At 68.2% G+C, this 19,421-nt stretch carries 21 protein-coding genes; 10 read left to right on the top strand and 11 right to left on the bottom strand.

Annotated features, from left to right (window positions below; genetic code table 11):
• Positions 1–25: 25 nt before the first annotated feature.
• Positions 26–838 (bottom strand): IclR family transcriptional regulator, encoded by an 813-nt coding sequence (locus tag ASF45_RS15545; protein WP_056664142.1) that lies wholly within the window; start codon positions 836–838, stop codon positions 26–28.
• Between the two features lie 189 nt (positions 839–1,027).
• Here ASF45_RS15545 and ASF45_RS15540 point away from each other — a divergent pair, with 189 nt between their 5' ends.
• Genes ASF45_RS15540 through ASF45_RS15520 form a run of 5 tightly spaced genes read left to right on the top strand, consistent with a single transcriptional unit; the run spans position 1,028 to position 5,316 of the window.
• The gene (locus tag ASF45_RS15540) at positions 1,028–2,017 is read left to right on the top strand and encodes a tripartite tricarboxylate transporter substrate binding protein (RefSeq protein WP_056664139.1); all 990 of its coding nucleotides are present in this window, start codon (positions 1,028–1,030) and stop codon (positions 2,015–2,017) included.
• Between the two features lie 20 nt (positions 2,018–2,037).
• Positions 2,038–2,469, top strand: coding sequence for a Zn-ribbon domain-containing OB-fold protein (locus ASF45_RS15535; RefSeq protein ID WP_056664487.1), 432 nt, complete (start codon positions 2,038–2,040; stop codon positions 2,467–2,469).
• Positions 2,466–3,620, top strand: coding sequence for a thiolase family protein (locus ASF45_RS15530; protein ID WP_056664137.1), 1,155 nt, complete (start codon positions 2,466–2,468; stop codon positions 3,618–3,620). Before ASF45_RS15535 ends, ASF45_RS15530 begins: the two co-directional genes overlap by 4 nt.
• Before the next feature lie 14 nt (positions 3,621–3,634).
• On the top strand, positions 3,635–4,453 hold the full coding sequence (locus ASF45_RS15525) for an enoyl-CoA hydratase/isomerase family protein (protein ID WP_056664134.1): 819 nt from the start codon (positions 3,635–3,637) through the stop codon (positions 4,451–4,453).
• A 47-nt stretch (positions 4,454–4,500) separates the two neighbouring features.
• Complete coding sequence (locus ASF45_RS15520; protein WP_056664131.1) at positions 4,501–5,316, top strand: SDR family NAD(P)-dependent oxidoreductase; 816 nt, start codon at positions 4,501–4,503, stop codon at positions 5,314–5,316.
• A 20-nt stretch (positions 5,317–5,336) separates the two neighbouring features.
• Here ASF45_RS15520 and ASF45_RS15515 read toward each other — a convergent pair whose 3' ends face one another.
• On the bottom strand, positions 5,337–6,323 hold the full coding sequence (locus ASF45_RS15515) for a tripartite tricarboxylate transporter substrate binding protein (RefSeq protein ID WP_056664484.1): 987 nt from the start codon (positions 6,321–6,323) through the stop codon (positions 5,337–5,339).
• 145 nt (positions 6,324–6,468) lie between these two features.
• Between ASF45_RS15515 and ASF45_RS15510 the strand changes: the two genes are divergently transcribed.
• The 5 genes from ASF45_RS15510 to ASF45_RS15490 are packed head-to-tail and all read left to right on the top strand — an operon-like array spanning position 6,469 to position 10,531.
• Positions 6,469–7,020, top strand: a complete 552-nt coding sequence (locus tag ASF45_RS15510) for a VOC family protein (RefSeq protein WP_056664128.1) — start codon at positions 6,469–6,471, stop codon at positions 7,018–7,020.
• Complete coding sequence (locus tag ASF45_RS15505; RefSeq protein WP_056664125.1) at positions 7,013–8,506, top strand: bifunctional 3-(3-hydroxy-phenyl)propionate/3-hydroxycinnamic acid hydroxylase; 1,494 nt, start codon at positions 7,013–7,015, stop codon at positions 8,504–8,506. Before ASF45_RS15510 ends, ASF45_RS15505 begins: the two co-directional genes overlap by 8 nt.
• Positions 8,507–8,527: 21 nt before the next feature.
• Entirely contained in the window at positions 8,528–9,280 is a 753-nt protein-coding gene (locus ASF45_RS15500; protein WP_235580929.1) for an IclR family transcriptional regulator, read from the top strand.
• Positions 9,281–9,314: 34 nt separating this feature from the next.
• Entirely contained in the window at positions 9,315–10,163 is an 849-nt protein-coding gene (locus ASF45_RS15495; protein ID WP_056664118.1) for a fumarylacetoacetate hydrolase family protein, read from the top strand.
• Positions 10,160–10,531, top strand: a complete 372-nt coding sequence (locus ASF45_RS15490; protein ID WP_056664114.1) for a nuclear transport factor 2 family protein — start codon at positions 10,160–10,162, stop codon at positions 10,529–10,531. Before ASF45_RS15495 ends, ASF45_RS15490 begins: the two co-directional genes overlap by 4 nt.
• A 4-nt stretch (positions 10,532–10,535) precedes the next feature.
• On the opposite strand, the gene ASF45_RS15485 is transcribed toward ASF45_RS15490, so the two are convergent.
• From ASF45_RS15485 to ASF45_RS36465, 9 genes are all read right to left on the bottom strand, one after another.
• The gene (locus ASF45_RS15485) at positions 10,536–11,867 is read right to left on the bottom strand and encodes a sulfatase (RefSeq protein ID WP_056664111.1); all 1,332 of its coding nucleotides are present in this window, start codon (positions 11,865–11,867) and stop codon (positions 10,536–10,538) included.
• Positions 11,868–11,903: 36 nt separating this feature from the next.
• Positions 11,904–12,314 (bottom strand): VOC family protein, encoded by a 411-nt coding sequence (locus tag ASF45_RS15480; RefSeq protein ID WP_056664108.1) that lies wholly within the window; start codon positions 12,312–12,314, stop codon positions 11,904–11,906.
• Between the two features lie 26 nt (positions 12,315–12,340).
• Entirely contained in the window at positions 12,341–12,616 is a 276-nt protein-coding gene (locus tag ASF45_RS15475; RefSeq protein ID WP_056664104.1) for a DUF2164 domain-containing protein, read from the bottom strand.
• Positions 12,617–12,630: 14 nt separating this feature from the next.
• The gene (locus tag ASF45_RS15470; protein WP_056664101.1) at positions 12,631–13,029 is read right to left on the bottom strand and encodes a VOC family protein; all 399 of its coding nucleotides are present in this window, start codon (positions 13,027–13,029) and stop codon (positions 12,631–12,633) included.
• Positions 13,030–13,764: 735 nt separating this feature from the next.
• The gene (locus ASF45_RS15465; RefSeq protein ID WP_056664098.1) at positions 13,765–14,982 is read right to left on the bottom strand and encodes a glycosyltransferase; all 1,218 of its coding nucleotides are present in this window, start codon (positions 14,980–14,982) and stop codon (positions 13,765–13,767) included.
• A gap of 62 nt (positions 14,983–15,044) precedes the next feature.
• Complete coding sequence (locus ASF45_RS37105; protein WP_369802140.1) at positions 15,045–16,553, bottom strand: putative Ig domain-containing protein; 1,509 nt, start codon at positions 16,551–16,553, stop codon at positions 15,045–15,047.
• A 49-nt stretch (positions 16,554–16,602) separates the two neighbouring features.
• On the bottom strand, positions 16,603–17,213 hold a 611-nt coding region (locus ASF45_RS36950; protein ID WP_304440565.1), incomplete at its 3' end, for a calcium-binding protein.
• A complete protein-coding gene (locus ASF45_RS36945) occupies positions 17,099–18,625 on the bottom strand; it encodes a calcium-binding protein (protein ID WP_304440567.1) in 1,527 nt (508 codons plus the stop codon). The genes ASF45_RS36945 and ASF45_RS36950, both read right to left, overlap by 115 nt.
• Before the next feature lie 73 nt (positions 18,626–18,698).
• Positions 18,699–19,421: calcium-binding protein (locus ASF45_RS36465; RefSeq protein ID WP_162244006.1), on the bottom strand; the 723-nt coding region annotated here is incomplete at its 5' end.

Below are 19,421 nucleotides of genomic sequence, written 5' to 3'. Positions count from 1 at the left end.
CCTGGTTGGGGAAGGAAGAGCCCCCTCAGGTGGGGGCGGATGACCTGCCGCCGCGCCGCGCCGCACTGGGGCGGGCGGGCACGGGGGCATCGGATGGGTTGCGTTGGCGAAAGACCAGGGCCTGCACCTCCAGCAGGGCCTGCAGGCAGCGCTCGCGCTGCGCGCGCATGCGGTCGGTCGGGCCGGCGATGGAGATGCCGAGCGGCTCGTCGCCCACCATGCCGGCGACCGCGACCGCCGTCAGGCCCTCGCTGCCCTCGTTCTCGACCCAGATCCAGCCCTGCGCGCGGGCCTGGGCCACCTGGGCTTCGAGGGCAGCCAGGTCGGTGACCGTGCCGGAGGCCAGCGTGCGCAGGGGCTTTTGCCGCAGCTGGCGCGCCGCTTCCTCGGGCGTGCCCAGCGACAGGATGGCCTTGCCGAGCGCGGACACGTGCAGCGCCAGCTTGTCGCCCACGTGCTGCATGTAGCGCAGCGGGTGGTGGCCTTCCATGAAGGCCAGCACCTTGACCACCCCGCCCTCCAGGCGGCCGCACAGCCCGGTCTCGCCGGTCTTGTCGCGCAGCAGCTCGCAGGCCTCGGAGCCCACGGCGTACACGGGGTCGCTGGCGGAGATCTCGGTGGCGATCGCGAGCAGCCGCGCGGTGGGATAGAAGCGCCGGCTGCGCGCCGTGCGCAGCAGGTAGCCCATGTCGTGCAGCGTGTGCAGCAGGTCGGAGCAGCTGCTCTCGGGCAGGTCCATGAGGCGCGCCAGGTCCGAATTGGACAGCTCGCGCTTCTCGCGGGCGAACACCTCCAGCAGGGTCATGGTGCGGGCTGCGGCGGGAACGAGGGTGGGCATGATCTCTCCGGTATTTCGTAGAAGTCTTCGATCTTATCGCTCGACTTCAGGCATCTTGCCCAGGAAAGTCCGCCATTTTTCTCTGAACCGGATCATTCTGCATGTTGTCAGTGTACGAGATTTTGAAGTATTCTTCGATACATCGTAGAAAAACGGTCGCAGCCCGCGGCCGAAACAGGAGACACGACCATGCCGATTCCCCCGCGCGCCCTGGCGGCCGTACTGGCCGCAGCAGCCCTCACTGCAGGCACCGCCGGCGCTGCCGACGACACGGCCGGCTGGCCCAACCGGCCGCTGACCTTCGTGGTGCCCTTTCCCCCTGGTGGCATCACCGACAGCACCTCGCGCCTGCTGGCGCAAAAGCTGGGCGAGAAGCTGGGCCAGCAGGTCGTCGTGGACAACCGGCCCGGCGCGGGCGGCTCCATCGGCGTGGACTACGGCCTGCGCCAGCCGGCCGATGGCTACACGCTGGTCTACGGCACGCAGGGCACGCACGCGGCCAACCTGGCGCTGTACAAGAACGTGCGCTACGACCCGGTCAAGGACTTCGCGCCCGTGCACGGCATGTCGGAGTCGCCGCTGATCCTGGTGGTGAACCCCGCCCGCCCGTTCAACACGGTGGCCGAGCTGGTGACCTACGCCAAGGCCAACCCCGGCAAGATCAACTTCGGCTCCGCCGGCCAGGGCACGGGCACCCACCTCACGGCCGAGCTGTTCCAGAGCAGCGCCGGCATCCGGATGACCCACGTGCCCTACAAAGGCAGCAGCCCCGTGCTGACCGACCTGATCGCCGGCAACCTGGACATGGCCTTCGACTACGCCGCCGTGGTCATGCCCTTCGTGCAGTCCGGCAAGCTCAAGGCGCTGGCGGTGACCAGCAACACCAGGCTGGCTTCGGCCCCCCAGCTGAGCACCATGGCCGAGCTCGGCTACCCCGCTGCCCAGTCGGCAAGCTGGGGCGCGGTCTTCGTGGCCGCCAAGACACCCCAGGCCATCGTGCAGCGCCTGTCCAAGGCCGTCGGCGAGGCCATCGTCGACCCCGAGGTGCTGGCCGCCACCGAGAAGAACGGCGGCACGCCGCTGCGCGGCATGGACAGCGCCAAGCTGGGGACTTTCGTCAAGAGCGAAGTGGTCCGCTGGCGCGAGGTGGTGGAGCGCTCCGGCGCCAAGCTCGATTGACTTTTTCCGTGGACACCAAGATGACAATTGACCTGCGCGGCTACACGCCGCAGCACCCCCAGCTCTACCGGCTCGCCGCTGACGGCCGCTCGCTGGAGTTCTTCTACGCCCCCTGCCCCGCCTGCGGCAAGCTCAGCTTTCCGGCCATGGTGCCGGGCTGCGCGCACTGCGGCGCATCGCTGCAGGACGTGCAGCCGGTGGCACACGCCGGCGGCGGCACGCTGCTGGAGTTCGTCACGCTGCACGTGCCGCTGCTGCCCGGCATGGACACGCCGCGCATCGCGGCCGACATCCGCATCGCCGAGGGCGTGATCGAGGAAGGCGTCATCGCCGTGCCGGACGAGTCGGCCCTGCGCGTGGGCATGGACTTGCAGGCCGTCGGCGTGCCGCTGCCGGCGGGCGAAGTGTTCACCTGCCGGTTCGTGCCGGCCGACGCAGGAGCTGCAGCATGAGCCAGTGGATAGCCGGCAACGACGGCGTGTACGTCGCAGGCATCGGCCTGCACCCCTACCAGTTCCCCAGCGACACGCCCTACACCCACCTGGGCCTGACGGCCGTGCGCGCAGCGCTGGCCGACGCCGGCCTGGCCTGGCCGCAGGTGCAGTCCGCCTACGTGGGCACGGCCGCCATCGGCATGGCGGCCGGCCGCGTGATGCTGCGCCACCTGGGCGCCACGGGCCTGGCCGTGACCCAGGTGGAGAACGCCTCGGCCTCGGGCTCCTTCGCGTTCCGCCAGGCCTGCATGGAGGTGTCGCACGGCATCAGCGACGTGGCGCTGGCCATCGGCGTCGACAAGCACGGCGACGGCCGGCGCGCGTCGGACAGGGAAGGCCTGCCGCGCCTGAGCGAGACCGCCAACGTGCCGGCCGTGAAGTTCGCGATGATGGCCCGCACCTACCTGCGCGAGCGCGGCGCGGACGCCGCCTCGATGGCGCGCGTGGCCGTGAAGAACCATGGCAACGCCGCACTGAACCCGTTCGCGCAGTTCCGCAAGCCGCGCACGCTGGAGCAGGTGCTGGGCTCGCCGCCCGTGGCCGGCGACCTGACGGTGCAGCAGTGCTGCCCGCGCGGCGAGGGCGCGGCGGCCGTCATCGTGGTGTCCGGCCGTGCGCTGCGGCGCCTGGGGCTGGACCCGGCGCGCTGCGTGCGGGTGCGCGCCTCCAGCGCCTGCAGCGAGACCGCCGAGCACAGCTACGGCGCATCGGCCATCGACCTGGTGGGCGCCAGCGCCCGCGCGGCGCTGGAGCAGGCGGCCATCCCGGCCGCGCGGCTGGACCTGCTGGAACTGCACGACGCGTTCTCGGTCGAGGAGCTGCTCTACAGCGAGGCCATCGGCGTGTGCCAGCCCGGCGAAGGCGCGGCCTACCTGGAGCGCGGCGACTCGCGCATCGGCGGGCGCTGCGCGATCAACGCCTCCGGCGGCCTGATCGGCATGGGCCATCCGCTGGGGCCCACCGGCATCGGCCAGATCGCCGAGATCACGCGCCAGCTGCGCGGCGAGGCCAGCGGCCGCCAGCACGCCGGCGCCCAGTGGGGCATGGCCCACATGATCGGCCTGGGGGCCGTGGCCATCGCCCATGTGCTTTCGGCGCCTGGCGCCTGACGGAGACCACACGCATGAACGACACCCCCTTTCCCGACCGGGTCGAACTGCCCACGCTGCGCTACGAAGTGCAGGGCCATGTCGCCATCGTCACGCTGAACCGGCCCGAGCGCATGAACACGCTGGGCGGCACGATGAAGCCCGACCTCACCCGGGCCTTCTTCGAGCTGGCACGCGCGGACGACCGCGTGCGCGCCGTGCTGCTCACGGGCGCGGGCGAGCGCGCCTTCTGCGCCGGCGCCGACATCAAGGAGCGCGCCGACCACCAGATCTGCGCGACGGATTTCTTCGTCGCCCAGAAGTCCACGCACGACCTGTTCCGTGCCATCGAGGAGTTCGAGAAGCCGGTCGTCGCGGCGATCAACGGCGTGGCGCTGGGCGGCGGCCTGGAGCTGGCGCTGTGCTGCGACATGCGGCTGGCCGCCGCGCACGCGCGGCTGGGCCTGCCCGAGGTGCGGCTGGGCGTGATCCCGGCCGCCGGCGGCACCCAGCGCCTGCCACGCCTGATCGGCGAGGCGCGCGCCAAGGCCCTGATGTTCACGGCCGAGCAGATCGATGCGGCCCAGGCCCTGCAGTACGGCCTGGTCACGCAGGTGCTGCCGGCCGACCAGCTGCACGCGGCGGCGCTGGACGTGGCACAGCGCATCGCCGAGATGCCGCCGCTGGCCGTGCGCTTTGCCAAGCGCGCCGTCAACCGCGGCATGCAGACCGACCTGGACAGCGGCCTGGAGTACGAGCGCTACGCCGCCGCCATGCTGGTGGACACCGACGACCGCAAGGAAGGCATGCGCGCCTTCGTCGAGAAGCGCAAGCCCGTCTTCACGGGCCGCTGAGCGGCCCATGCACCTCGATTCTTCACACCACTTCAAGGACAGGACACATGGAACTCGGACTGAATTCGCAGGTTGCACTGGTGACGGGCGGCGGCCAGGGCGTGGGCCGGCAGATCTGCATCGAACTGGCGCGCGAGGGCGCGCGCGTGGTCGTCAACGACCTGTTCGCCGAGCGCGCCGAGGCCGTGGCCAGCGAGATCCGCGCGCAGGGCGGCCAGGCGCTCGCCGCGCCGGCCGACATCACCCAGGCAGCGCAGGTGGACGCCATGGTGCAGGCCGCCACGCAGCACTTCGGCGCGCCCGTGCAGATCCTCGTCAACAACGCCGGCATCATCCCCGAGCGCCGCGAGAAAGGGGGGCGCACGCCGGCCTTCGTGGACATGCCCGTCGCCGACTGGGCCAAGATCGTGGACCTGAACGTCTACGGCACCATGCACTGCTGCCACGCCGTACTGCGCGGCATGGCCGAGCGCAAGGGCGGCCGCATCGTCAACATCATCTCGGAGGCCGGCCGCATCGGCGAGGCGAACATGGCCGTCTACTCCGGCGCCAAGGCCGCCATCGCCGGCTTCGGCAAGGCGCTGGCGCGCGAGCACGGCCGCCACGCCATCACCGTGAACTCCGTCGCGCTGGGCGCGGTCTCGCACGAGGGCATCAAGGACGGCCCCCTGCACGTGGATGCCACCGTGCAGAACAACGAGCTGCTGGCCAAGATGGTCAATGTCTACCCGATCTCCAAGGGCGTGGGCCGCCTGGCCAGGCCCACCGATGTCGCCGGCATCGTGGCCTTCCTGGCGTCGGACCGGGCGCTGTTCATCACGGGCCAGACCATCGGTGCGTCGGGCGGCTTCGCGATGGTCTGAGGCGGCAGGCCTGCACGCACTCAGTCCAGCTTGACGCCGGCCGCGCGCACCACCCGGCCCCACATCGCGCGGTCGACCTCGATGAAGGCCGCGAACTCGGCCGGCGTGTTGCAGCGCAGCTCACCGCCGTAGTCGCGCCACTTCTTCTGCAGATCGGGCGACTGGCAGATCTTGCCCATGGCGGCGCTGAGTTGGGCCAGGATGGCCGGCGGCGTGCCGGCCGGCGCCAGCACGCCCTGCCAGGCGATGGGCGTGAAGTCGGGCAGGCCCTGCTCGGCGAAGGTGGGCACATCCGGAAAGCTCGGATGGCGGGCCTGGCCCGTGATGCCCAGCAGCCTGAGCTTGCCGGCGCGGATGGGGCCGGCCGCGGCCGGCAGCCCGTCGTACATGAGCTGCACCTGTCCCGCGAGCAGGTCGGTGTAGGGGCTGTTGCTGTTGTAGGGCACGAGGTTGCTGCGCACGCCGGCCGCGTTGTTGAACCACACGGCTGACAGGTGCGAGTAGCTGCCCGGCCCCTGCGTGGCCACCGCAACGGACTCGGGCTGGGCCTTGAGCTGGGCCACGAGCTCGCGTGCGTCCTTCGCTGCCAGGCCCGGCGTGGCGATCAGGCCGGTGTTGAGCACGCCCAACAGGCTGATGGGCGCGAAGTCGCGCGCGGCGTTGAAGGGCAGCTTGCTGTACAGGTGCGGCACCACCGAGAGCGAACTCGTGGTGCCGATGTACAGCGTGTAGCCGTCGGCCGGCGCACGGGCCGCAGCCTCGGTGCCGATGATGTTCGAGGCCCCCGGCCGGTTCTCGACGAAGAAGCTCTGGCCCAGCACGGCCGTGAGCCCGGCCGCCAGTTCGCGCGCATTGGCGTCGGGCCCGCTGCCCGCAGGGAAGGGCGCAATGATGCGCACCGCCTTGGCCGGGTAGTCGGCCTGCGCTGCCGCGCCCTGCGGCATGGCGGCCAGCACCGCCAGCGCCATCCCCGCCCCGCTCCTCGCCAGCCCTTTGAAAAAAGCCATCTTTGTCTCCGATTGCGAATCCGTGCCCATTGCACGGCGTGGATCTTACAAAAAACCAATGTATTGTCAAAATAAGATAATTCAAATACTATTTATTCATCGAAACGATCATCAAGCACACCCTTTATCGGGAGGAGACAATTCGATGGGTACACCTTCACAGCTTCAGTTCAGCCACATCGGCCTGTACGTGACCGACCTCGGGCGCATGGCGCGCTTCTACAAGGGGGCCCTGCGCTTCACGCAGACGGACGCGGGCGACCTGGGCGCCGTGCAACTGGTGTTCCTGAGCCGCGACCCGAACGAGCACCACCAACTGGTGCTGGCCACGGGCCGGCCGGCCGACATGGCGTTCAACGTGGTCAACCAGATCTCGTTCCGCGTGCCCGACCTGGCGGCGCTGCGCGGCTTCCACGACCGGCTGCTGGCCGGGGGCGCCAGCGACATGCACCCCGTCACGCACGGCAACGCGGTCTCGCTCTACTGCCGCGACCCGGAAGGCAACCGGCTCGAGCTGTTCATGGACACGCCCTGGTACTGCGACCAGCCGCTGCGCGAGGCCATCGACCTGGCCCGGCCCGACGCCGAGATCCTGGCCCAGGCCGAGGCCATCGCGCGCCGCTACCCCAGGTTCATGCCGCGCGCGCAATGGCAGGCCGAGGTGGCGCGCCGCATGCAGGAAGACCAGCGTGGCTGAACCGGCGCCGCTCTACGACGTGGCCATCGTGGGCCTGGGGCCCACGGGTGCCATGCTGGCCAACCTGCTCGGCGCCGCCGGCCGCTCGGTGCTGGTGCTCGAGAAGGAGACCGGTGTCTTCCCGCTGCCGCGCGCCATCCACTTCGACGGCGAGGTGCTGCGCGTGCTGCAGGCGGTCGGCCTGCGCGAGCAGGCACTGGCCATCGCGCGGCCCGGCACCCAGGGCATGCACTTCGTCAACGGCGCCGGGCAGACCCTGCTGGTCCGCGGCGGCACGGCGGCACTGGGGCCGCACGGCGGCGCCAACAACTACTACTTCCACCAGCCCGAGCTGGAGGCCGTGCTGCGCGCAGGCCTGGCCCGCTATCCGCAGGTGGACGTGCGCCTGGGCCATGAACTCGTGGGCATCGCCACGCAGGACGACGGCGTCGCGCTGAAGGTGCGCCATGCCGGCGGCACCGAAAGCCTGCGCGCCCGCTACCTGGTCGGCTGCGACGGCACACGCTCGCCCGTGCGCCAGCACATGGGCAGCCCGCTCATCGACCTCGGCCTGCGCCAGCCCTGGCTGGTGTTCGACATCATCCTGCAGCAGCCCGTGGACCTGCCCGACCACACGGTGCAGCACTGCGACCCGCGCCGCCCCATGACCTACTGCAACGTGGTGGGCGCGCGCCGGCGCTGGGAGATCATGGTGCTGCCCGACGACGACCGCGCCGCGCTGGTGCAGCCCGAGACGCTGTGGCGCCTGGTCGCGCCCTGGGTCCGCCCCGAGCAGGCGCGGCTGGAGCGCGCGGCCATCTACACCTTCCACTCCGTGATCGCCGAGGGCTGGCGCAGCGGACGGCTGTTCCTGGCCGGCGACGCCTGCCACCAGACCCCGCCCTTCCTGGGCCAGGGCATGTGCGCCGGCATCCGCGACGCGGCCAACCTGGCCTGGAAGCTGGACGCCGTGCTGGCCGGCCGCGCGCCCGACGCGCTGCTGGACACCTACGAGTCCGAGCGCAAGCCGCATGTGCGCGCGCTGATCGAACTGGCCGTGCGCCTGGGCGGCATCATCCAGACCACCGACGCCGCCGAGGCCGCCGCGCGCGATGCACGCTTCGCCGCCGGCCGGCCCGAGGTCTTCGAGCTGCCACCGCAGCTGCTGGGCGCGGGTGCCTTCGATCCGCAGGCCGAGGCCGTCGCCGGCCGGCCCTTCCCGCAGCCGCGGCTGCGCGACGGCCGCCTGCTCGACGAGCTGCTGGGCCGGCGCAGCGCCGTGATCGGCCGGCGCGAAGCGCTGCAGGCCGCGGCGCCGGCCACGGCCGAGCGCTGGCACCGCAGCGGCGCCATCGTCATCGACCAGCCCGAGCCCGGCATCGACGCCTGGCTGGACGCCCACGGCGCCCAGGCCGTGATCCTGCGTCCCGACCGGTATATCGTCGGCGTCGCGCGCACGGGCCCTGAACTGGATCGCATCTCGCAATACCTTCCCGCCGCGCCATGAACCATTCAACGGGAACCTGCCTTGTCGGAATCCTCTTCGTCCAGCCTGGAGCGCATGCTGGGCGTGCTCGACCTGTTCGACGACATCCACCTCACACGCACGGCGGAGGACATCGCCACGCTGCTGGAGGTCTCCCTGCCCACCAGCTACCGCTACGTGCGCCTGCTGCTGCAGGCCGGGCTGCTGCAGCGCGTGGAGGACTCGCAGTACGCGCTGGGGCCGCGCATCATCCTCTTGGACCACTACATCCGCGGCGCCGACCCGGTGCTCAAGACGGGCCTGCCCATACTGCGCGAACTCGTGGCCGCCACCGGCTTCGACTGCGTGGTGACGGGGCTGTTCGGCACCCAGGTGCTGGACACGCACCGCGAGATGGGCGGCGCGCCCGCCGCGCTGGCCTATGGGCGCGGCCGGCCGCGGCCGCTGTTCCTGGGCGCGGCGCCCAAGGTGCTGCTGGCCAGCTTCGGGCCGGTGGCGCTCAAGAAGGTGTTCGAGTCGCACCATGCCGAAGCCGTGCGTGCCGGCCTGCCAGCGGACTGGAGCGACTTCAGGCGCTACTTCGCGGCCATCCGCAAGGCCGGCCACTACGTCTCGCGCGGCGAGCTGGAGCCGCAGCTGGTGGCCGTGGCGGCGCCCATCCCCAAACCCGATGGCGGTGCCTGGGCCGCCATCTCGCTGGTGTTCGCGTCCTCGCGCCTGGCGATCGTCGACCTTGACAAGCTGGTCCGACTGGTCACCGACGCCGCCACGCGCATCGGAGGTCGGTTGGGCTGAAACCTCCCTCCCCTCCCCTTGATAAGGAACTCCCGTGAAACTCATCAGCTACCAGACCAACGGCCAGGACAGCTACGGCGCCGTCGTCGGCGACCGCGTGGTCGACCTGCGCGCCGTGTTCGGTACGCGCGCACCCGACCTCAAGGCGCTGATCGCCGCCGGGCTCGTCGACGAGGCGCGCGCGGCGCTGGCCAGCGCCAAGGCCGCGCTGCCGCTCAGCGAGGTGAAGCTGCTGCCCGTGGTGCCCAACCCCGGCAAGATCTTCTGCATTGGCCTGAACTATGGCGAGCATGTGCGCGAGACCGGCAAGCAGGTGACCGACAAGCCCGTGATCTTCCTGCGCGTGGCCGATTCGCAGCTGGCCCATGGCGAGGACATCGTGCGCCCGCGCGTGTCGGAGCGGCTGGACTACGAGGGCGAGATCGCCATCGTGATCGGCCAGGGCGGGCGCCACATCGCCGAGGCCGATGCCTGGCGGCACATCGCCGGCTACAGCTGCTACAACGACGGCAGCGTGCGCGACTGGCAGCTCCACACCTCGCAATGGGCGCCGGGCAAGAACTTCTGGCGCACGGGCGGCTTCGGCCCCTGGCTGGTGACGGCCGACGAGATCGCGCCCGACCAGCAGATGACGCTGGTGACGCGGCTGAACGGCCAGGAGATGCAGCGCGCCACCACCGACATGATGATCCACAGCATCCCGCGCCAGATCGCTTACATCTCGGCCTTCATCCCGCTGGAGCCGGGCGACGTGATCGTCACCGGCACGCCGGGCGGCGTGGGCAACAAGCGCACACCGCCGGTGTTCATGCGGCCCGGCGACGTGGTGGAGATCGAGGTGGACGCCATCGGCGTGCTGCGCAACGGCATCCGCGACGAATGAGCGAAGCGGCGGTCCTTGCGCTGGAAGAACGGCGCCGCGCGGCGATGCTGGCCGGCGACATCGCCGCGCTACAGGCGCTGCTGGCGCCGGACCTGCGCTACACGCATTCCACGGGCATCTGCGATGGGCGCGACAGCCTGCTGGCCAAGCTGGCGGGCGGACAGATCGCCTACCGGCAGCTGGCCTTCACGCTGCTGGCGGCGCAGTGCACGGCGGACGCCGGCATCGTCGGCGGCGAGATGCACGCCGAGGTGCTGCGCGATGGCCAGCCGCGCAGCATCGCGGCCCGCTACCTCGCCGTGTGGTTGCAGCGCATGGGGACGTGGCAGCTGGCGGCCTTCCAGGGCACCGCGCTGCCGCCGCACTGACCGCTCAGAACGTCGCCTGCGGCAGGTCTTTGGGGCCGAACACCAGCGACACGCGGGCCTCGTCCGGGATCGGCGGCATCTGTGCGTCCAGCGCCTCCCAGGCCGCAAGCAATTCGGCCAGGCGCTCGGGCTGACGCCCTGCCTGGTTGGCGCGCTCGCGCGGGTCGGCCACCACGTCGAACAGGAACTCGTTGCCATCCTGGCGCAGGTACTTCCAGTCGCCGCGCAGCAGCGCGCGCTGGCCGCGGTGCTTCATGCGCCAGAACAGGTCGCGTTCGGGCGCCGGCGCGGCCGGGTCGGCGAAGTGCGGCAGCAGGCTCTGGCCGTCCAGCGGGTAGTCCGGATGCGGCGCCACGCCCGCCGCATCGAGGAAGGTGGCGGTCCAGTCCATGGTCATGTTAGGCCGCTCGCTCACGCCGCCGGCCGCGATGCGCGCGGGCCAGCGCGCCAGCAACGGCACGCGCAGGCCGCCTTCGAGCAGGTCCATCTTGCCGCCCACGAAGGGCCAGTTGTTGGAGAAGCGCTCGCCGCCGTTGTCGCTCGTGAACACCACCAGCGTGTTGTCCGCCAGGCCGCGCCGCGCCAGCGCATCCAGCACGGCACCGATGCCCTCGTCCATCTGCGTGACCATCTTCTGGTAGGTGGCCAGACTGCCGCCGTCCAGGTGCTTGAGGCCGGCGCCGATGCGTGCGGACTCGGCCGCGTCCTCGCGCGTGAGCCAGGGCCAGTGCGGCGCGCTGTAGTGCAGGCTCAGCAGGAAGGGCTGCTCCGCGCTCTGGCGCTCGATGTAATCGACGGCACGCGCGCTGAGCAGGTCCGTGAGGTAGCCCTCGCGGTGGATCTCGGTCTCGTTCTCCCACAGGTCGTGGTTGCCGCGCGGGTCCAGGTGCGAGAAGTAGTCGGCCCCGCCAGCGTGGAAGCCCCAGAACTCCTCGTAGCCAGACAGGCGCGGGCCGAAGTGCGGCGGGTAGCCCAGGTGCCACTTGCCGACCAGGGCCGTGGCATAGCCGGCCCCCCTCAACAGCGAGGGCAGCGTCGGATGCGCGGGCGGCAGGCCCAGCACCTTGTCGCCATGGGCCGCGGCCAGCGGCTCCTCGGCCGCGCCGCGCAGGCGGTACTGGTAGCGGCCCGTGACCAACGCGAAGCGCGTGGGCGAGCAGACCGCCGAGTTGGCGTAGCCGCGCGTGAAGCGCAGGCCCTCGGCGGCCATGCGGTCCAGCCGAGGCGAGACGTCGATGGGCCGGTTGGCCGCATCGCGCGCGCCGGTGCAGCCCAGGTCGGCATAGCCCAGGTCGTCGGCGAGGATGAAGATCAGGTTGGGGCGGGGATCTGGCATGCGCGGAACTCTACGCCAAGCGCGTCGCCCGTCCCCTCAGGACGGCGTGGCGATCTCGTCGTAGCCCCGGCCCAGGAACTGCAGCAAGCAAAAGCCGTTGCCGAAGGGATCGGCCAGCAGCGCGATGCGGCCCCAGTTGGCACTGCGGGCCGGCTGCTCGAGCCGGGCACCGGCCGCCACCGCGCGGGCCACGGCGGCATCGACATCGTCGACCACGATGTCGAAGTGCACGGGCGTCCAGTGCCGCGCGTAGTCGCGCCGTTGCGCCGCGCCCGGGAAGGCCGGGCTGCCGGCCGGCTTGACCAGCAGGTAGAGCGGCGCCGTGCCGCCCAGCAGTTCCACACCGTCCGCGCCGAAGCGCCGGCCGGTGTGCAGTCCGAAGGCCGTGCAGTAGAAATCGGTGGCGCGGGCCAGGTCGTCCACGTCGATGTTCACGAGCAGTTGCATGGGCGCCCTCCGCTGTCCCGCCGCGCTCACCTGCGCGGCTTGGCTTGGCGATCGTACTTGTGCCAGTAGGTGAACGGGTCCTCGTGCACTTCGAGGTCCAGCTCGGCCACGCGGGCCTGCAGCCGCTCCTGCACGTCGGCCACGGCCTGGTTGTAGATGGCGGGGCCGATCTCCTCGAGGAAGAAGCCCAGCAGGCCGCCCGCCGCGATGTTGCCGATGGGCTCGTCCATGTTCTCGCGGAAGTAGCGCTCGATGGAGGCGATGGCCTCCTTGCGCACATCCTTGGACAGTTCGATGGCCATGGACCTGGCTGCCCTCAGGCCGGCTTGACGCGGTACACCGCGCAGAGCTTGTTGCCGTCCGGGTCGCGCACATAGGCCAGATGCATGGCGCCCATGCCGCTCTCGCGCAGGCCCGGCGGGTCTTCGATGGAGCGGCCGCCATGCGCCACGGCGACATCATGGAACTGCTTCACCTGTTCGGGCGAGCTGCACTTGAAGCCGATGGTGCCGCCGTTGGCGCAAGTGGCCTGCTCGCCGTTGATGGGTTGGCTCAGGCCGAAGCTGCTGCCGTCATGGCGGTAGAACAGCCGCACATGGCCCGAAGCCGCGACATTGCGGATGGCCTCGCCGGCGCCCAGCACCCCGAGCACGGCGTCGTAGAAGCGCTTGGAGCGGTCGATGTCATTGGAACCGAGCATCACGTGGTTGAGCATGGGCAACGGAGAAGGTTGAGGGGGTGGCGATGGTACGGCGATCGGCGGCGCAATCCTGAGCCGCGCGGGACGGCTACGTTGCTCCGGCCTGTGCGCCGGCGCGCGGAGCACGCACGCCGCTGGGCCGCCCCTCCAGCCGGGCGTGGACCATCTTGAAGCGCCCGCAATCGACGGCCATGTCTTCGCTGAACAAGATTGCCCAAAACTCATGATTCACGAACTCTGAGAGCACGGGTTTGTCAGAACTGGCCGGAATTTGTCAGACCCAACGAAAAACGGGTCAGGACTTGTGGTCCTTGTCAAATGGGGCACTTCCTGCCCCAAAGTGAAGCAGAACGACCGTCAACGTTAACCAGATTCTAGGCCCCGGCCGCACCCCACGTGAACGACATCCCAGCCAACCTCCGCATTCGGGAACGGCAACGCCGCCATGCTGACCGCAACGCGTAACCCGTTGATTTCATTGGATGGCACTTGCAAGGCGGACCCCTAAGTGGCTCACGAGACTCGCGCCGCAAGCTGAAATTGCAAGGCTGGTCGGATAGTGCTTCCGTGGCCGCCCTCTCCCGCGCACGTCTTTCGCCTTCGGGGGCTTACCGGCGGCCCTTCCGCGACCCTGCGAACGGTCGCACGGCAGCGGATCTGAGCGATTTCGTGAGGGTTGGTGCTGCACAGGGCGCGAAATCCTCCAGGTTTGAGGAACTCTGGCAACCAAGATTGACGTCACCGCAAGGGTCATGCCCCAACAAAGTCGACGAGCGTCGGCAAGCACTTCCTCTTAAGGTCGAAATCAGCCACAACACTTTCGCGCGCCGACGCACGCAGATGATGCAGCCCACTACGGTTTTCGAGTGCCTCAGCCACGGTATCAGCGAGCGCCTTCGGATCGAAGAAGTCCACCAGCAAACCGTTGCGACCGTGCTGGATCACCTCTTCAAGAGGTGCCGTGCGCGAACCCACCACCAGACAGCCGATGCTCATGGCTTCAAGCAGGGACCACGAGAGCACGAACGGATAGGTGAGGTAGACATGCACCGCCGACACTTGCATCAGCTGGGTCAAAACCTCGTGCGGTATGCGGCCCACGAAATGGACACGCGTTTGATCAATGGCGCCGCGCACCTCATCCAAAAAGATCTGCTTCCAAGTCTTTCCGGCAGGCGCCGCAGCTCCGTAGCTGACCCCATCCCCGCCGACGATCACCACGCGAGCGTTCGGACGCGCAGCGAGCAACGACGGCAACGACCTCATGAACGTGTGGTAACCGCGGTAAGGCTCCAACTCACGTGCGACGAACGTGACCACCTCATCGCCGGACCGCAACTCGACTCCCGCAGACCGCAAGCCCACCACCGCAGCCGGATTGGGCCGAAAGCGGTCTGTATCGATTCCGTCGTGGATGACGGAGATTCGATCTCGGAACCAGTCTGGATGTTGGTCACGCTGAAACTTTGTCGGTGACAAGCCCCCATCGCTGGCCTCCATCGCCTGCAGGAGGTGCATGTTCTTGAGGCGCGTTCGCATGCGCGTCGACTCCTCGTCCGGTGAAGCGAACTCGGGGTCAAAGACAGCATCACCGGTTGGCCCGCCGTAGTAATACTCCGCGTACATGAGGTGTCTGGCACGCGGGAACACGTCGCGAGCGAAGATGGACTCACCCCATCCCGGATGCGCGAAGACGACGTCGGGCTGGAAGCCATTTCGAGACAGATCGCGCATGGCCTTGGCTGCCGATTCGCCACGCGCGAATTTGGCCGCGTAGTCGTCCAACGCCGTGCGCCCGTCGGCGCCGACGGGCGGAGGAATCGGCGCGTGGTAAATGTGTCGCACGCCGGCAAGCGGCGGCGACTTGTTGACGCCAAGTGCAACGACCTCATGCCCCAGTTGAACGAGGCGTGGCGCCAAGTGCTTGAACTGGCCAGGAAAGTTCTGGTGAACGAACAGGACCTTCATCGGGAATATCGGATCGAGAAAAGGACCATCGGTGCCCTACGACACCGACGGTCCTCACACGCTCACTGCCAGTTGGCGGCGATGACGGGGTTCAAAGTGGCAGCGTAGTCCGCAGGCAACGTGGTTTGTCCCGCAGCCGGCGGTGCGAACGACGCCATTGCATTGACCAGGTTCTGTACTTGGCCGCTGGTCAGCGCAAGATCGTTGCCGCTCTCGAAGCGCTCCACCCGGTACTGAGTTCCCACATACCAGTTGACCACGCTGAACTTGTCGCTGGTCCCAATGACACTGACTTCAAGGTTGTTGTTGACCTGCCGGAACCACAATTGATCGGCGGCAATGTCTGCGCCGAACCGTGCGGTGTCTTGGTTGGTGGACGAACTTCCTGTTTCGACGATCGCATCGGTGCTGTCGCCGCGCGAAAGCAGATAAACATCGTGCCCTTCGCCGCCCACGAGGACGTCCCAACCCTTACCTCCGATTAGCGTGTCGTTTCCTCCGTACCCTGTTAGCGTGTTGGCCGAGGTATTCCCGGTGAGCACGTTCGCGAGTCCGTTTCCGGTTCCACTGATGGCGGTGTTGCCCGTCAACGTCAGGTTCTCGATGTTTGCACCAAGTGTTCGCGTGACGCTCGAGCGGATCAGATCGACGCCGCCGTCCACGCCTTCGATCACCGAATCGCTGGCGTTGTCGACGATGTAGATGTCGTCTCCCAACCCGCCCGACATCGTGTCGGCACCCGTGCCTCCGTTGAGGGTGTTCGCGGCGTCGTTGCCTAGCAATGTGTTGGCCAGTGAGTTGCCGGCGCCATTGATGGCGGCAGACCCTGTGAGGGTGAGATTTTCGACGTTCGCTCCAAGCGTGAAGCTCACGCTGGACTCTACCGTGTCGATGCCCTCGCTTGCGTTTTCAGCAACCGTGTCGGACGTGTTGTCCACGATGTACACGTCATCGCCCGAGCCGCCCGACATGGCGTCGGCGCCGATGCCGCCGTCGAGCGTGTCGTTGCCAGCGCCGCCGCTCAACACATCGTTTCCGGCCAGGCCCAGAATCACCTCGTCTCCGTTTGAGCCCGTGAGCGTGTCCGCACTGCTGGTTCCGCGCAGAACTGCGGTTTGGCTCGGTCGGACGTGCAGCGCGAAAACGTCGCTAACGGAACTTCCTAGCTGGTCGGTGGCGATGATCTGAATCTGCATCAGCCCTACATCGGCGGCTCCGGGCGCTCCGACAAACTGGAGAGTGGCAGCGTTGAAGGTCAACCAGGACGGCAGAGAGTCGCCATTCTTCAGCCGTGCCGCGTAGGTCAATTGGTCACTCGCATCTGCGTCAGTGAACGAGTTTGCCGGAACCGACCACGTGAAGGGTGAACCTGCAATGACGCTCTGATCCGCGAGTAGGGATGACAGCGTAGGAGCATTGTTGGCGATTACAGCCGAAGTGTGCGCGTAGTCCCAGACAACTCCCGGCGCGTCCTCGAAGCGAATCTCTTCGATCTGCCAGCCGTTTGTGCCATTTGCTCCAAAGTAGCTGTCGATGCGCACCTGGTCGCTGGTGTTCCTGATCTTGAGCACCAGGGTGTCGCCTTCGCGGCTGGCCAGCACGTCGGCCACCGCCACGCCNAAGTAGCTGTCGATGCGCACCTGGTCGCTGGTGTTCCTGATCTTGAGCACCAGGGTGTCGCCTTCGCGGCTGGCCAGCACGTCGGCCACCGCCACGCCCGCTTTGAACACGAGCTTGTCGACGTTGCCCACTGTGCTGTCAACATCACGGATCGTGTCCTGCCCGTCGCCCCGGCCGAACAGGTAGGTATCGTTGCCTGCAGTGTTCTCCACGTAGTCCCAGATGTTGGCAGAAAAGTTGCCTCCGCCCAGCAGGTCATTGCCAGCACCGCCATCCAGTGTGTCGTCGCCTGCGCCACCGTACAACGTGTCATCACCGTCCTCTCCCTTCAGGCTGTCGCCGCCGGCGTCGCCGACAAGAAGGTCGTTCTCGGCACTGCCGAGCAGGGTGTCGTTGCCATCACGGCCATACAGCGAATCGCGGCCTGCTCCACCACTGAGCGTGTCGTTGGTGGCGTAGCCCAGCACCACATCATTGTCGGCGCTTCCAGCCAGCATCATGGCCTTGACGTTAGCCACCGTCCACACGGTGGAGGTCGCGTCGGTAAAGCGGATCTCCTCGATCTGCCAGCCGTTGGTCGCGTCGTTGCCGAAGTAGCTGTCGATGCGCACCTGGTCGCTGGTGTTCCTGATCTTGAGCACCAGGGTGTCGCCTTCGCGGCTGGCCAGCACGTCGGCCACCGCCACGCCCGCCAGCCGTTGGTCGCGTCGTTGCCGAAGTAGCTGTCGATGCGCACCTGGTCGCTGGTGTTCCTGATCTTGAGCACCAGGGTGTCGCCWTCGCGGCTGGCCAGCACRTCGGCCACCGCCACGCCCGCTTTGAACACGAGCTTGTCGACGTTGCCCACTGTGCTGTCAACATCACGGATCGTGTCCTGCCCGTCACCCCGGCCGAACAGGTACGTGTCGTTGCCAGCGGTGTTCTCCACGTATTCCCAGTAGTTTCCTGAGAAGCCACCGCCGCCCAGCAGGTCGTTGCCAGCACCGCCGTCCAGAGTGTCATCACCGCTGCCGCCAAACAGCGTGTCGTCGCCCGACTCGCCTTGCAGGCTGTCGTTGCCGCCCTCTCCAGCAAGCAGGTCGTTGTCCGCACCGCCCAGCAACGCGTCATTGCCGGCATGCCCATACAGCGAGTCGCTGCCCGCACCRCCGCTGAGCGTGTCATTTGAGTCGTAGCCCTGCACAACATCTCTCTCCGCCCCTCCGGTCAGGACCATGGCCTTGACGTTGGCCACCGTCCACACGGTGGAGGTCGCGTCGGTGAAGCGGATCTCCTCGACCTGCCAGCCGTTGGTCGCGTCGTTGCCGAAGTAGCTGTCGATGCGCACCTGGTCGCTGGTGTTCCTGATCTTGAGCACCAGGGTGTCGCCATCGCGGCTGGCCAGCACGAAGTAGCTGTCGATGCGCACCTGGTCAGTGGTGCCCTTGATCTTGAGCACCARGGTGTCGCCATCGCGGCTGGCCAGCACGTCGGCCACCGCCACGCCCGCTTTGAACACGAGCTTGTCGACGTTGCCCGCCGTGGTGTCCGCGTCGCGGATGATGTCCACCCCGTCGCCCCGGCCGAACAAGTACGTGTCGTTGCCCACACCGTTGAAGTTCGACCAACCTGGTTCGTGAACGCCACCGGCCAAGATGTCGTTGCCCGCCCCCCCGTCCAGCGTGTCATCACCGGCACCGCCTTGCAACGTGTCATCGCCCGACTCGCCATTCAAGAGGTCGTTGCCTGCCTCGCCAACGAGCGTGTCGTTCTCTGCACCACCGAGCAGCGTGTCGTTTCCAGCGCGGCCGTACAACGCATCGCTTCCAGCACCACCGCTGAGGGTGTCATTGCTCGCGTAGCCTTGCAGTACATCGTTCTCGTTAGTGCCGGTCAGCACCATGGCCTTCACGTTGGCCACCGTCCACACGGTAGAGGCCGCGTCGGTGAAGCGGATCTCCTCGATCTGCCAGCCGTTGGTCGCGTCATCGCCAAAGTAGCTGTCGATGCGCACCTGGTCAGTGGTGCCCTTGATCTTGAGCACCAAGGTGTCGCCATCGCGGCTGGCCAGCACGTCGGCCACCGCCACGCCGAAGTAGCTGTCGATGCGCACCTGGTCAGTGGTGCCCTTGATCTTGAGCACCAAGGTGTCGCCATCGCGGCTGGCCAGCACGTCGGCCACCGCCACGCCCGCTTTGAACACGAGCTTGTCGACGTTGCCCGCCGTGGTGTCCGCGTCGCGGATGATGTCCACCCCGTCGYCCCGGCCGAACAAGTACGTGTCGTTGCCCACACCGTTGAAGTTCGACCAACCTGGTTCGTGAACGCCACCGGCCAAGATGTCGTTGCCCGACCGCCACGCCTGCTTTGAACACGAGCTTGTCGACGTTGCCCGCCGTGGTGTCCGCGTCGCGGATGATGTCCACCCCGTCGCCCCGGCCGAACAAGTACGTGTCGTTGCCCACACCGTTGAAGTTCGACCAACCTGGTTCGTGAACGCCACCGGCCAAGATGTCGTTGCCCGTGCCGCCGTCCAGCGTGTCGTCGCCCGCTCCGCCTTGCAGCGTGTCGTCGCCAGCTTCGCCCTTCAGAAGGTCGTTGCCAGCATCGCCCACGAGCATGTCGTTCTCCGCACCTGCAAGCAACGTGTCGTCACCCGCGGCCCCATACAGCGTGTCGCTACCCGCGCCGCCACTGAGGGTGTCGTTGGTGGCATATCCTCGCAGCACGTCGTTCTCGTTGGTGCCGGTCAGCACCATGGCCTTCACGTTGGCCACCGTCCACACGGTGGAGGCCGCGTCGGTGAAGCGGATCTCCTCGATCTGCCAGCCGTTGGTCGC

It is taken from the genome of Pseudorhodoferax sp. Leaf265 (genome assembly GCF_001422365.1).
Classification (GTDB): domain Bacteria; phylum Pseudomonadota; class Gammaproteobacteria; order Burkholderiales; family Burkholderiaceae_C; genus Pseudorhodoferax.
Note: the sequence above shows the minus strand (reverse complement) of the source record. Positions and strands in the feature narration are given on the sequence as shown.